Raw genomic sequence first — 12,954 nt, forward strand, 5'->3', positions numbered from 1 at the left:
TTGGTGATCAATGGACAGCCCGCTCGATACCGCGCTCCTTCTTACGTTCGTTGTCGTCGCCGATGCCCGGAGCTTCACCGGCGCCGGTCGCCGGCTGCATTTGAGTCAATCCGCGGTGAGCGCCCAGGTGGTTCGTCTCGAGGAGCAAATCGGGCGCGCGCTACTTGTGCGCAATACGCGTCGCGTCGCGCTCACGGAGCATGGCCAGACGCTGCTTGGCTACGCGCGGGCCATGCTTAATCTCAGCGAAGAGGCCAGGACCCGATTGGGCGCGGGCGATGCCTACGGTGGCAAGCTGCGCATTGCCGCATCGGAGGATTTTGCGGGCGGATGGCTGCCCGACGCGATGCGTCGTTTTAGCGCCGCGCGCCGTGGATTGCTGCTGGATCTCACCGTCGACATTGGCGACAGTCTGTTTCGACGGCACGCGAATGGCGATTTCGATCTGGTGATCGGCAGCCGGTGTTCTGCGTCAAATGCCGGCACGACGCTTTGGCGAGAGCCGCTCGCCTGGGCGTTTGCCCGTCATGAGCCGCTTCCCGAAGGCGATGTGCCATTAGCGTGTTTTCCCGATCCGTGTCCATTTCGGGAGGCGGCCGTCAAGGCACTCGCGTTGGCCGACATGCCGTATCGCATCGCGTGTGAAAGTCCGAGTGTGATGGGTATTCGGGCATTCGCCCGAGCGGGGATTGCCATCGCACCGGTGCCACGTAGCGTGATCGATGACGAACTCCGCGAGCTCGGCGTGAGCGAAGGTTTGCCGGAACTGCCAGATATCGAATTCGTCATGATGTATGACGCGGAGAAACCCGCTGCGGTGGAATTCGCCGAGGCGATTTTCCAGGAAGTCGATGTGCGGATGGGGGCGGGGAAACGCAGTCTGGTTGCTGCGAAAAATGCTTAGGTTTAGCGCTATCTGCACATCCCAACGGCGATCAGAACCCCCACCGCTTAATTCCGGAAATAGAAATTATCCCTTGCGAAGAAAGCGCTTAATTATTCGCGACCGTTTTCCTAGACTAGCTGTGCGGTGATCCAGGGTTTGCGCCACGCGTACAACTGCGAGGGGCAAACAAGTTCGATCGCCACGAATCAGGCCGGCAACGACCGCCGCGCAGAACGGCGAATGGGTCGTTTACGCCGCAATTCGAGTCCAAATCAAAAAGGAGCGGGACATGATCAAGACAACTGGCACATTAATCGCGGCCGTCGCCGCGCTCACGCTGTCGGCCGGCGCTTATGCGCAGAGCAACAACACGCTGGCGACGCCGAGCACCACGTCGCCGGTCGCTGCAACAACAAGCGGTTACGGCACACCTGGCGCCGTCAACTCGGAAAGCGGCACAAGCGCCGGGTCGTCGAATTCGAATAGCTCAAGCAATAGCGCGGCGTCCCTGACCAACCTGCCGGGAAGCCACAACACGTTGGCGACCCCGAGCACCGTATCGCCGGCTGCTCAATAACAGCGATTAAGGATGATGACGACGTTCTGGCTGTGCATACCTTGTTCAGCCCGGCGTCGTTATCGCTGGCGTTAAGGAAATAGCGTTCGTCGCCGATTGCATTGATCGTTCGATGAATCGACGCGCCGATTTGCGTTCCTCAAAAGAGGCTTTCGTTTTATCCGTTCAAAACGGATTTCACCGCACGACTTGTCCAGTTCACCCAAGCCCGATTACACTGCGCAGACCTTAACTCTTTCTGAAAAAGGAGGTAAATATGGTTCTGCTTTTGTACCCGATGATGTTGGTACATTGGTCCAGCACATTTGCCTGCTCTCACCTGCGTTCCATCGCGCTGCGATAACCTGGTCAGAGCAAAGCCCACTCCGTCTGGTCGAGTTCTTTCTCGATTCCATTGTTGTCGCCAGCGCTCCTGTTGACAGGGACAAACACGTCCCGCAGAAACGAGAGCAAAGCATGACAACCCTGATTTCCGCACTTTCCGTGCAACTGGAAAGCGGCCACGGCCCGCTATTCCACGACCTTTCCTTTACCGTAAAACTGGGCGACCGCATTGGTCTATTGGGCCATAACGGCTGCGGCAAAAGCAGTTTGCTCGGCGTATTGGCCGGCAGCCGTGAGCCCAGTGCCGGCAGCGTGCAATATGCTGGGCAGTGCCGCCTGCAGCATGTCGAGCAACATCTGCCGCCGCGGCTGGCGAACCTGACGGCGCGCGAGGCCCTTCTGGAAGCGATAGACAAACAGCCGGAACAACATTGGCGAGTCGACAGTCTGCTGAACGAACTGGGATTGCCTGAGGCCGCCGACACGTCCGTGGCCAGCCTGAGCGGCGGTCAGCATACGCGCCTGCTGCTGGGGCGAGCCGTGTTGCAAGAGCCTAACCTGCTGTTACTGGATGAACCCAGCAACCATCTGGACCTGCCGTCGCTGCTGTGGCTGGAGGATTTCCTGGGACGTTGGCAGGGCGGTTTCATTCTCGTGTCGCATGATCCGCGGCTGTTGGACACGCTCAGCGACAAGAGCTGGATTCTGCGCGATCAGCAGTTGTACAGCTTCGATTTGCCGTGCAGCCGGGCATTAATCGCCTTGGCCGAAGCCGACGCGGCGGCGCAGTTGCGCCATGCCGGCGAGCAAAAGGAAATCGACCGACTGACCGCCAGCAGCAAACGCGTCGCCATCTGGGGTCGCGAGCATGACAATGAAAAGCTGGTGCGTCAGGCCAGGAACATACAGCGGCGCGCCGATAAGCTGAAAGACGATCAGACCTTCGTCAGTCGTGGCAGTCCGTGGCGCCTGACATTGCAAGGGAAATCGCTGGCCGCCGACAATCTGCAGGCATTCGAAGGCCTGCAGGTATGCGCGCAGTCCGACCAGCCCGTGTTGTTTGAGCTGGACGCGCTGTGGCTGCGGCCGGGTGACAAGGTCGCGCTTCTGGGCAGCAATGGCGCGGGCAAGTCTTCGCTGTTGCGGCAGTGCTGGAGCGACGTGCAGGCAGGCGAGGCTCGGGCAGGCTGGCGCTATCACCCTGCGGCGAGCATCGCCTACTACGATCAGTCGCTGCGTCAACTGGCCGACGAAGCGACACTAGCCGACGCCCTTTACAAGTTCGCACCGGTTGGCGACCGGGAGCGACGGCAAGCCCTGATCTCGGCGGGGTTCGCCTATTCGCGACACGGCCAGAAGGTGGCCACGCTCAGCGGCGGTGAGCGCGCGCGGTTGCTGTTCCTGGCGCTGTCCATGGCCAGCTATCACCTGTTATGGCTCGATGAACCGACCAATCACCTGGATCTGGACGGCAAGCGTGAACTCGCGGTAGCGCTCGCTGCTTTCGCTGGTGGTTTTCTGCTGGTTTCGCACGACCGTGAACTGATCGAAAACAGTTGCAACCGTTTCTGGGTAATCAGCAAGGGTCGCGTCCAGGAATGGCCGGATGCCGCGAGTGCTTATCAGAGTCTGTTCGCCACAGGCGGCAAGGTGCGATCCGAAACTGCTCCGGCTGCGCTGCCCGATCTGGTTGCGCAGTCCACTTTCGCTAGTGACGAGGCCGAAGTGCAGTGGCAGCGCTGGTGCCAATTGGAGGCGTGGCTGGAGACGGACCGGGCGCGTAAACCGAAGCATCAGAAGTCTCATTTGCAGCAGGAATGGCAGCAGGAGATGCGGCGATTGGAGGAATCGTTGGGTTTGTAAAACCTGAGTGAAGAATCTTTTTGGGGCCCGGCTGGTAAACGGTGCAATTCCTGCCGTTACCAGTCGGCGTCATTCAGCAGCGATTCATTTGCTACACTGAATTAGCCAATCCACCTGTTGTTCAGGGCCCGGTTCGACCCTGACAGCGGCTACCTGGTGACGAATCAACCGTGGCCGTTTTGACGGCTTCATCGCGTGAGTCCTTCATCGCGGGGCACGAAATCGTGCGGAGGTGTTGCCATGCAGGAAGAGCAATTGCGTGAAGCCTTGAATGCGCACTGGCGCGCATCGGCGGCCGGCGATCTGGACGCGGAGCACGCTATTTACGCTGACGACGCCATCTGCGACTATCCGCAATCGGGCGAGCGAATTCTCGGCCGATCCAATTTGCAGGCACTGCGCGGACACCACCCCGACAAGCCATCCGGATTCGACGTCAGGCGAATTCAAGGTGAAGGGAATCTGTGGGTCACGGAATACGAGATCACGTATAACGGTCGAGCGTTCTGGACGGTCAGCATCATGGAGTTTCACGACGGCAAGGTCGTCCACGAGACCCAGTATTTTTCGGATCCTTTTGAAGCACCCAGTTGGCGTAAGCAATGGGTTCAGCAGACTACGTGATGTTCAAAGGCGGTCGATAGGCCGCCTGCTTATTGCAGCGCCGCAAATCGATCGACGATTGTTTCTGCGGCTTCAGCGAGCGCCTCGCGGACCTCTACGTCTCCGCTAATCCCACGCCTCGCGCAAATTAAGCCCCTCAGTGCCGTTTGAGTGCCGTTTGAATGCCGTTTCACGGCACGGCGCTGACGCCCGACCCATGCGGCTTCCCACTGACTCACCGCAGCGATTCAAACGCTTGATCGTTTGGTGAGCGTCCTCCAGAAATCTTGTCGGCAGCGCGCTGACAAATCAAGACAATCAGGTCAAAGGCGCGCGGCGTCGGCGTGGTGTTTAAAGCCGCCGTCAGCGCGACGAACCATGCCGCAGCCGACGTGCGCGAGACGCGTCGCGGCCTCAGGAGGAGACATCGTGAAACAGAGACGCGTAACAGGCGAAGCGGCCGCGAATGGGCGGCGCGTGGTGGAGTTGAATGGACCACGGTCGCAAACGTCACGAAGAGCAGGGCAAATGCGAGCGTGGTGCGCACCGATTGGCGTCGGCGTCGCGTTGTTGACCGCCGCGTTGCTGATGTCCGCTTGCGCCGACGCGAGTTCGAGCACCACCGAGACGTCGTCCACTTCGTCGAAACCCGTGAGCGCTTCGATGAGCGCGGCGAGCACGGCAAGCGCAACCGGCAATGCCGTCACCGCAACGCCGTCCCAGGACGCGGCCGTTACCGCCGCCGACACCTCGCACGGCGCCGCCGCATCGTCACGCCCGTCACTCGAACTCGCGAAAGCCAAACAACTCGCCGCCGAACAGACCATCGCCGACCGCCTGCCGTCAGCCAGCGGCATGACCGAAAAGCGCACCCGCCCACTAACGTTGCGCGATTCCGGCATCGACGGTTCGCTGATGTTCGCGCGCGACGTCGACTTTCGTGTGACCGGCGACATCGGCTTCATGATCCACGACATGGCGGCGACGCTGAGTCCCGCGCATCCCGGCCAGCCGATCGTCTTCGACGACCCGACCAGCGTGACGATCAACGTCCACCGCGGCGACGTCACGCTCGACAGCGCGAAGCTCACCGCGATTTTCGACCGCTATCTGTTCCAGTACCAGGGCTCGCCGCTGCGCAACATGCGGGTGGTGCCGCAAGACGGCGGCAGCTTGCGCATTACGGGCGAGATGCATCGCGAGACCTGGGTGCCGATCGTGCTGAGCGGCGCCTTGTCGATGCGCAACGCCAACGAACTCGTGTTCCACGCCGATCACGTCGAAGTCGCCGGTGTCGGCGCCGACAAGCTGATGCAGGCCGCGCACGTCAAGATGGCCGACCTGCTGAAAGTCGACACGCCGATCGCGCGTCTGGACGGCGACGACGTGGTGATGCAGGTCGCCAAACTGACGCCGCCGCCCGCGTTGCGCATGACGATCACGCACATCGACACGAGCGCGGCCGGCGTGCGCTTCACGCTGGACGACCGCACGGTGCCGAAAATCGACTGGCCCGCGACGATGCCCGCCCGCGGCATGCTGGTGCAGGGCGGTGACGTGAAATTCATGCGGTCGATGCCGATGAACATCGACATGGCGATCACGCCGCTCGACGCCAACGCGCCGTTCGTGCTGGACCTGTATCACTACCGCGACCAGATGGCGGCCGGTTATCTGACCTTCGACGAAGCGGGCGCGCTGGACGTGCATCTGCCTTCCTATTCGACGCTCGCCAGCGCTAGCGCGAACGCCAGCACAGCTGCCGCCAACGACACACCGCTGCAAACCGGCAGCGCCGGCGCGCGCTTCAACGACAGCTTCATCCGCGCGCAACAGGCTTCGCTTGCGCAAGCGCGGCTGATCTGGCAACACGTGCCGCAGACCTTGAGGACCGCCTCGATCGCACGCGCCATTCCGGTCGGCACACGCGCGGCATTTAGCGGCCAAAGCATGGCGACGCCCGGCTCAGCGTTCACCGACGAGCGTCATTCGCCGGGCGTCGCGCCGTTGATTCACGTCGAGAATGTCGACTTCTACGTAGCGGGGCGGATCGGTTTTCATGTGCGATCGCTGGACGCGCAGATGGTGCCGAAGCATCCGGGCCAACCCGTCGACCTCGACGATCCGGATCAGTACGACATTCATATCATCGGCGGCGAGGTGGTCGAGCCCTGGCCGGCCATGGCGGCGCTGTTCAACGACTACCTGCTCGACTACGCGCCGCGCTCGCTGAACGATCTGCAGTTGAAACCCGTCGACGGCAAGCTCGAAGTCACGGGCGGCATCAAGTTGTGGAATCACTTTCCCGGCGTATGGCTACCGACCACGATGAGCGGCACGATCGTCGCGAAGGACGAGCGCCATCTCGTCTATGAACCGACCTCCGTGAAGGTGCTGGGCGTGCCGCAGGCGGGCTTGCTGCGCGCGCTGGATATTCCGCTGGCGTCGCTGACGCCGTTCACGCGCAAGGGCGTCGCGTTGAAGGGCAACGAGCTGGTGTTCGACCAGTACACGGTGTTTCCGCCGCCGGTGCTGCAAGGACGCCTCGCCAGCGCGACGGTGAGCGATGAAGGTTTAGTGCTGAAATTCAAGCGTGACGCAGCGATCGCCGCCGCGCGCCCGCCGGCGAATGCGGGCAAGAGTTTCGTGTGGATCGAATCCGGCGACGTGAAGATGTTCAATTCGCTGGTGACGAATACGAGAACCTTCATCAAGGACAGTTCGAACCCCGGCGTGATGAAGTTCGATCTGTACGGTTATCGCCGTGACGTGTCGAAGGGCACCGTGCGAATGGGCACCGACGGTGGCCTGAACGTCGACCTGGCCACGAGAAAGTAGCGAACGTCACGCGGCGTCACGACGCGTCAAGGCACGCCGTGACGTGACGCCAAACGCTCAATCGTCTTTCAAGCGTCTTTATTGATGATCCATTCATGCGCCGGATCGTTGCGGAAATGCCAGACCCGTTGCCCGCCGGCCATCACGTTCAGGTAGTACGAGTCATAACCATACGGCACGATCACCGGATGGTAGCCACGCGGCACCATCACCACATCGTGATTTTCCACGGCCATCGATTCATCGATATCGCGCATGTCGGTGTACACGCGCTGAAACGCGAAGCCTTGCGGCGGATTCAACCGATGGTAGTAAGTCTCTTCAAGCGAGCTCTCGTGCGGCACATTGTCGGTGTCGTGCTTATGCGGCGGGTAGCTCGATGCGTGTCCGCCCGGCGTTCTGACTTCGACCACGAGTAACGACTCCGCCTGCTCGGTCTGCGGAAGAATATCGCACACGTAACGTGTATTCAGGCCCTTGCCGCGCGTGGAGCGCTTCATCGACGCCGGTTCGATCAGCCTTGCCGGAAAATGGCCCTTGGCCGGCGCGCTCGCCACGCCGATCTCCGCTTCGCGATTGGCGCGCACGGTCGCGCGCACGCCCGGCGGTAGATATACCGCGTATGGCGCTGCGTCTTCGAACACGTTGTCGCGCGAACCGAGCGCGGTCCACGTGGCGTCCGCGGTTTCGATATCCACCGCGCCGGTCAGCACGACGATACACACCTCGCGCGCCGCTTCGAGCACATGCACGACTTCGTTCTCACCCAACCGGTAAGCGGCGAAGCCCACATACCGCCAGCACGCCGACTCCGGCGTGACCCGCGCGATCGTCTGGCCGTCGCGCTGCGCCTTCACCAATAAACTCATGCTGCCTCCTGATCCGCGCTGCCCACAACGTCGAGCGGTGCATCCACCAACGCGCGCAACGTGCGATAACCCTTCTGCGCGTACTCGAACGACGGCGCGACCACTGGGTCCTGTTCCGCTTCGACCACCAGCCAGCCGCGATAACCGTGACGCTTCAGGCGCTCGATGATCGCCGGGAAATTCACCGCGCCGTCGCCTGGCACCGTGAACGCGCCGGCAATCACCGCGTCGAGAAAACTCCAGTTGCGATTGCGTGCGAGCTTCATCACGGCGGGGCGCACGTCCTTGCAATGCACGTGGCACACGCGGCCGATATGTTTGTCGAGCACCGCCAGCGGATCGCCGCCGGCAAACGTAATGTGCCCGGCGTCGAACAGCAGGCCGACGGCATCGCTCGTGCGCGCCATCAACTGATCGACGTCGGCGGGCGTTTCGACATACGCGCCCATGTGATGGTGATACGCCAGCCGCACGCCACGGCTTAACGTATAGCGCGCGAATTCATCGACCCGCGCCGCGTACGCCGCCCACTGCGCGTCGCTGAAAAAACGCGGCCGTTGATACAGCGGCTGCGCTGCGCCCTGAATCGAATCGGCGACCTCGCCGTACACCATCGCCGTCGCGCCGTTTTGCGCGAGCAGTTCCAGATGCGGGCCGACCGACGTGATTTCATCTTCCACACTGCCGCGCGCGAGGCGGCCGGAATACCAGCCGGACACCAGCGCGAGATCGTATTGCGCGAGCAGGGTCTTCAGCGCCTGCGGTTCGCGCGGAAACTTGTTGCCCAGTTCGAAGCCCTGATAGCCGATCTGGCGGCCTTCCGTCAGCGCCGTGTCGAGCGGCGTCTCGCCGCCGAGCGAAGGCAGATCGTCGTTCATCCACGATAGCGGGTTGATGCCGATACGTACGTCGAAAGCAGTCATGCGGACGTCCTTATTCGTTGTCGGGTTGGGCAGCGTGCTCGCCGGTGTCGGCCGATTCGGCGCGGGCCGCGAGCTGCGCGTCGTACTTCGCGCGCGCGTCGCGCACGGCGGGGCGCGCCGACACTTCGGGCACGGCGACTTCCCACCACCAGCCGCCCTCGTCGGTGGTGCGGGCCGGGTCGGTGTCGATACTGATCACGTAGGTGCGATCCGCGGCGCGTGCGCGTTGCAGCGCGACTTCCAGTTCAGCGATATTCGCGACGTGCTCGGCTTGCGCGCCGAGGGCTCGCGCATGCGCGGCGAAATCGATCGTCGGCGCGCCGAGCGGACCTTGCATGCAGTCCTCCAGCAGGTTGTTGAACGGTGCGCCGCCGCACGCCTGTTGCAGGCGGTTGATGCAACCGTAACCGCGATTGTCGAGCACCACGACGATCAGCTTCGCGCCGATCATCACCGAGGTCGCGATCTCGCTGTTCATCATCAGATAGCTGCCGTCGCCGACCATCACGATCACTTCGCGCGCTGGTCGCGCGAGCTTCGCGCCGAGGCCACCGGCAATCTCGTAGCCCATGCACGAATAGCCATATTCGACGTGATACGCGCCCGGTTTGCCGGCGCGCCACAGCTTGTGCAATTCAGCGGGCAACGTGCCCGCCGCACACACGACGATGTCGTTCGCCGCCGACCCCGGACTCGAGCGCTGGATCGCGCCGATCACGTCGCCTTCGTACGGCAGCACGCTGTCGCGTTGCGGCGCATGCGTGAGCGTGCTCACCGTGTCGCGCCAGCTTGCCGCGAGTTTGTGCGCGCGCGCGGTCCAGGGGCGTTCCGCGTGCCAGCCTTGCAGCGGTTCGGCGAGTGCGTCGAGCGCGAGACGCGCGTCGGCTTCCACGACGAGGGCGCGATGCTTGAGGCCGTCGAACGCGTTGGCGTTGATCGCCACCACGTCGGCCTGCGTGAACAGCGTATTCGAGCCGGTGGTGAAGTCCTGCAGGCGCGTGCCGATGGCGAGCACGCAGTCGGCGTCGTGCGCGAGCGCGTTGGCGGCGGGCGACCCCGTCACGCCCAGCGCCCCTGCGTTCAACGGATCGTTCCACGCCAGCGAGCCTTTGCCCGCCTGCGTTTCCGCGACCGGAATACCGTGCATGGTGGCGAAGCGATGCAGCGCGTCGGCGGCGTGGCCGTAGAGCACGCCGCCGCCCGCGACGATCAGCGGCCGTTTGGCGCGCCGCAAATGCGCGACGGCGGTTTCGATTTCATCAATACGCGGCGCCGGCGCATGAAAGCGAACGATGCGCGGCTCGAAAAACTCCGCCGGGAAATCCCACGCCTGCGCCTGCACGTCCTGCGGCAACGCGAGCGTGACCGGACCGCACAACGCGGCGTCGGTCAGCACACGCACGGCGCGCGGCAGCGCATTGAGCAATTGCGCCGGATGCACGATACGGTCGAAATAGCGCGACACCGGTTTGAGCGCGTCGTTGGCGGACACGCCGCCGTCGTGAAAGTCTTCCACCTGTTGCAGCACCGGATCCGGCGCACGCGACACGAAGATGTCGCCGGGTAGCAGCAGCACCGGCAAACGGTTCACATGCGCGAGCGCCGCCGCCGTCACCAGATTGGTGGCGCCTGGTCCGATCGAGGTCGTCACGGCCATCATGCGGCGGCGGAAATGCGCCTTCGCGAAAGCAATCGCGCTGTGCGCCATCGCCTGTTCGTTGTGGGCGCGCAGCGTCGGCAATTCCTCGCGGTGCTGATACAGCGCCTCGCCGATCCCCGCAACATTGCCATGCCCGAAGATCGCGAAGACGCCGCCGAATAGCGTCTCGGTGCCTTTGCCGTCTTCGGTGGGCACGCGTTGCGCGGCGAGGTAGCGGACCAGCGCCTGCGCGGTCGTCAGGCGGATCGTGCCGGACACCGCGGGGCGTGCCTGGGTAGCGTCGTTGGCGGACGCCGTGTCGTGATGCATTACGCGCTGGTTCATGCGGCCTGCTCCTGATGAACGCGGCTCGACGCGCCGTGCTGCGCGGCATTCGCGCCACGCGTCGCGCGCCACGACGCGATCAGCGTTTCGAACGTGCGGCGCACGCGCGCGATCAGTTCGTCGTCGCCGATTTCATTGGCGAGCCACGCATGGCTCGGCTCGTGAAAGATCGTGCGGCCGACGGTGAAACCGCGGCACGTTGCCGATTGCGCGGCGGCGCGAAAACCCTCGTTCAACTGCTCGACACCCGCCGACAAACCGAGCAGCACCACGCCGCGGCAATACGGATCGCGTTCGGCGATCAGCGCGTCGACGGCCTGCCATTGCGCGGCGTCCATCGGTTCGAGTTTCCACCACTCCGGATAGATGCCGATGTTGTACAACCGCTTCAACGCGCGATACACAATGTCCGGTCCCTGCGGCAGCGAGCCGTGCTTCGGCGGAATCACTTCGAGCAGCAGTTCATGGCCGCTTGCCTGAGTCGCGTCGTATAGCGCGCGCAACTGCGCTTCCTGTTCGAGACGCTGTTCGATGGGCTCGTCCGGATGGAACTGCACGAGGCACTTGGCGATATGGTCTTGCGGCCACGGAATCAGCGAGGTGCCGATCGAGCGGCCGTGATCGAACACCAGCGGCACGGAGCCGGGCAGCTCGACCGGACGGCCGATCCACCAGCCGCGTCCGGTGGCCGCGTTTAGCGCGTCCTGGCCGTAACGGTCGTCGATCAAGACGCCGATGCGGTTCTGCAAACCCAACGCGCTTTCCGTCTGCGCAACGGCCTCGACGAACAGGCCTTTCAATTGCGCGATGCGCGTTTCGTCGGCGCCGGTTTGCTGCGCGAGTTCGAAGAACTGGTTGCGATGATCGAACGCGAAGCCGAGTACTTCGTCCCATTGTTTGCGGGCTGGCGAGACGCGATGCAAACGGGCCAGCGTCGCGTCCCGATCCGGACGGCGCATACGTTGCGGGTCGGCCTTCGCTTCGCGCAGGAAGTAGTCGAGTTCGGCCGGCGTCGGCATGGCCGGCGCGCAACCGTGCCGCGACACCACCAGCGCGCCGCTCGCGTTCGCCGCGCGTGCGCAGGCTTCGAGCGGTTGATCGCGCAACCATCCGGAGAGGAAACCGGACGCGAATGCGTCACCCGCGCCGAGCACGTTCAGCACCTCGACTTCCACGCCGCCCTGAATCGGCACGTCGTCGAGCGAGGCGGGCACCGCGCCGTCGATGATCTGGCAGCCCAGCGGCCCACGCTTGAGCACCAGCGTGGCAGGCGTCACGGCGCGCACCATCGCGAGGGCATCGACCAGTTCGGTCTTGCCGCCGGCAATGCGGAATTCTTCCTCGGTGCCGATCACCAGATCGAACAGCGGCAGAATCCGCTGCAAATGCGCGGTAACGCCTTCGCTTGCCACGAAGCGGGTTTCGCCGTCCGCTTTGCCCGTGAGGCCCCACAACACCGGACGGTAGTCGATATCGAGCACCGTGCGCACCTGATTGCGGCGCGCGTAATCCAGCGCGCGGCGGCTCGTGCGGTTCACCTGTTCGGTGGAGAAGTGCGTGCCGGTAATCAGCAGCGCTTTCGACGACGCGATGAACGCCTCGTCGAAATCCGCTTCGTCGACGGCCATATCGGCGCAGTTCTCGCGGTAGAAAATCAGCGGGAACGTATCGCGGTCTTTCAGGCCGAGCAGCACGAGCGCGGTCAGGCGTTCCTGATCGACGCGCACATGACTGACGTCGCAACCTTCCTGGGTGAGCGTCTCGGTGAGAAAACGGCCCATATGATCGTTGCCGACACGCGCCAGCATCGCCGAGGCAAGACCGAGCCGCGCGCAGCCGAACGCGATATTCGCCGACGACCCGCCGAGATACTTCGCGAAGCTCGACACGTCTTCGAGCCGCGCGCCGACCTGCTGCGCGTACAGATCGACGGCGAGCCGGCCGAGGCAGACGATGTCGCGCGTGCGGCCCGGCGCGAAGCGGCCGGTGGTCGAACCCGAACCCGACGCCGGGCCGGACGGGTTAGCGCTGAGTGTGCTGGAGTGAGCCATGAATAATCCTGAATAGCTGAGCGTGGGATTCGGCGT

General features: G+C 63.4%; 9 protein-coding genes. 5 read left to right on the forward strand and 4 right to left on the reverse strand.

Translation table 11 applies throughout. The annotated features are described in order from the left end of the window. Window positions 1-10: 10 nt before the first annotated feature. The 5 genes from HWY05_RS21855 to HWY05_RS21875 all read left to right on the forward strand — a co-directional run bounded on the left by HWY05_RS21855 (window position 11) and on the right by HWY05_RS21875 (window position 7,091). A complete protein-coding gene (locus HWY05_RS21855; protein WP_176059609.1) occupies window positions 11-904 on the forward strand; it encodes a LysR substrate-binding domain-containing protein in 894 nt (297 codons plus the stop codon). Between the two features lie 271 nt (window positions 905-1,175). Beyond that, window positions 1,176-1,463, forward strand: a complete 288-nt coding sequence (locus HWY05_RS21860; protein WP_176059610.1) for a hypothetical protein — start codon at window positions 1,176-1,178, stop codon at window positions 1,461-1,463. A gap of 456 nt (window positions 1,464-1,919) precedes the next feature. Beyond that, the gene (locus tag HWY05_RS21865; protein ID WP_176059611.1) at window positions 1,920-3,650 is read left to right on the forward strand and encodes an ABC-F family ATP-binding cassette domain-containing protein; all 1,731 of its coding nucleotides are present in this window, start codon (window positions 1,920-1,922) and stop codon (window positions 3,648-3,650) included. A 240-nt stretch (window positions 3,651-3,890) separates the two neighbouring features. Next, the gene (locus tag HWY05_RS21870; RefSeq protein ID WP_035547032.1) at window positions 3,891-4,274 is read left to right on the forward strand and encodes a nuclear transport factor 2 family protein; all 384 of its coding nucleotides are present in this window, start codon (window positions 3,891-3,893) and stop codon (window positions 4,272-4,274) included. 507 nt (window positions 4,275-4,781) lie between these two features. Then, window positions 4,782-7,091, forward strand: coding sequence for a hypothetical protein (locus HWY05_RS21875; RefSeq protein WP_176059612.1), 2,310 nt, complete (start codon window positions 4,782-4,784; stop codon window positions 7,089-7,091). 68 nt (window positions 7,092-7,159) lie between these two features. Here the strand turns inward: HWY05_RS21875 and iolB are convergent, their stop codons facing one another. Genes iolB through iolC form a run of 4 tightly spaced genes read right to left on the reverse strand, consistent with a single transcriptional unit; the run spans window position 7,160 to window position 12,918 of the window. Continuing rightward, entirely contained in the window at window positions 7,160-7,960 is an 801-nt protein-coding gene (gene iolB, locus HWY05_RS21880) for a 5-deoxy-glucuronate isomerase (RefSeq protein ID WP_176059613.1), read from the reverse strand. Continuing rightward, on the reverse strand, window positions 7,957-8,883 hold the full coding sequence (gene iolE, locus HWY05_RS21885) for a myo-inosose-2 dehydratase (RefSeq protein ID WP_176059614.1): 927 nt from the start codon (window positions 8,881-8,883) through the stop codon (window positions 7,957-7,959). Before iolE ends, iolB begins: the two co-directional genes overlap by 4 nt. A 10-nt stretch (window positions 8,884-8,893) precedes the next feature. After that, window positions 8,894-10,867 (reverse strand): 3D-(3,5/4)-trihydroxycyclohexane-1,2-dione acylhydrolase (decyclizing), encoded by a 1,974-nt coding sequence (gene iolD / locus HWY05_RS21890; RefSeq protein WP_176059615.1) that lies wholly within the window; start codon window positions 10,865-10,867, stop codon window positions 8,894-8,896. Beyond that, window positions 10,864-12,918 carry a 5-dehydro-2-deoxygluconokinase gene (gene iolC, locus HWY05_RS21895; RefSeq protein ID WP_176059616.1) on the reverse strand — a complete coding sequence of 685 codons (2,055 nt, stop codon included), beginning with the start codon at window positions 12,916-12,918 and terminating at the stop codon, window positions 10,864-10,866. The genes iolD and iolC overlap by 4 nt, the downstream gene beginning before the upstream one ends. Window positions 12,919-12,954: the final 36 nt, after the last annotated feature.

The sequence above is a fragment of the Paraburkholderia sp. BCC1876 genome, assembly GCF_902833695.1.
Lineage (GTDB): Bacteria > Pseudomonadota > Gammaproteobacteria > Burkholderiales > Burkholderiaceae > Paraburkholderia.

What these genes read in the sequence shown, in the direction of transcription:
- HWY05_RS21855 (WP_176059609.1), top strand. Translation starts at nt 11, where the DNA reads ATGGACAGCCCGCTCGATACCGCGCTCCTTCTTACGTTCGTTGTCGTC.
- HWY05_RS21860 (WP_176059610.1), top strand. Translation starts at nt 1,176, where the DNA reads ATGATCAAGACAACTGGCACATTAATCGCGGCCGTCGCCGCGCTCACG.
- HWY05_RS21865 (WP_176059611.1), top strand. Translation starts at nt 1,920, where the DNA reads ATGACAACCCTGATTTCCGCACTTTCCGTGCAACTGGAAAGCGGCCAC.
- HWY05_RS21870 (WP_035547032.1), top strand. Translation starts at nt 3,891, where the DNA reads ATGCAGGAAGAGCAATTGCGTGAAGCCTTGAATGCGCACTGGCGCGCA.
- HWY05_RS21875 (WP_176059612.1), top strand. Translation starts at nt 4,782, where the DNA reads ATGCGAGCGTGGTGCGCACCGATTGGCGTCGGCGTCGCGTTGTTGACC.
- iolB (WP_176059613.1), bottom strand. Translation starts at nt 7,960, where the DNA reads ATGAGTTTATTGGTGAAGGCGCAGCGCGACGGCCAGACGATCGCGCGG.
- iolE (WP_176059614.1), bottom strand. Translation starts at nt 8,883, where the DNA reads ATGACTGCTTTCGACGTACGTATCGGCATCAACCCGCTATCGTGGATG.
- iolD (WP_176059615.1), bottom strand. Translation starts at nt 10,867, where the DNA reads ATGAACCAGCGCGTAATGCATCACGACACGGCGTCCGCCAACGACGCT.
- iolC (WP_176059616.1), bottom strand. Translation starts at nt 12,918, where the DNA reads ATGGCTCACTCCAGCACACTCAGCGCTAACCCGTCCGGCCCGGCGTCG.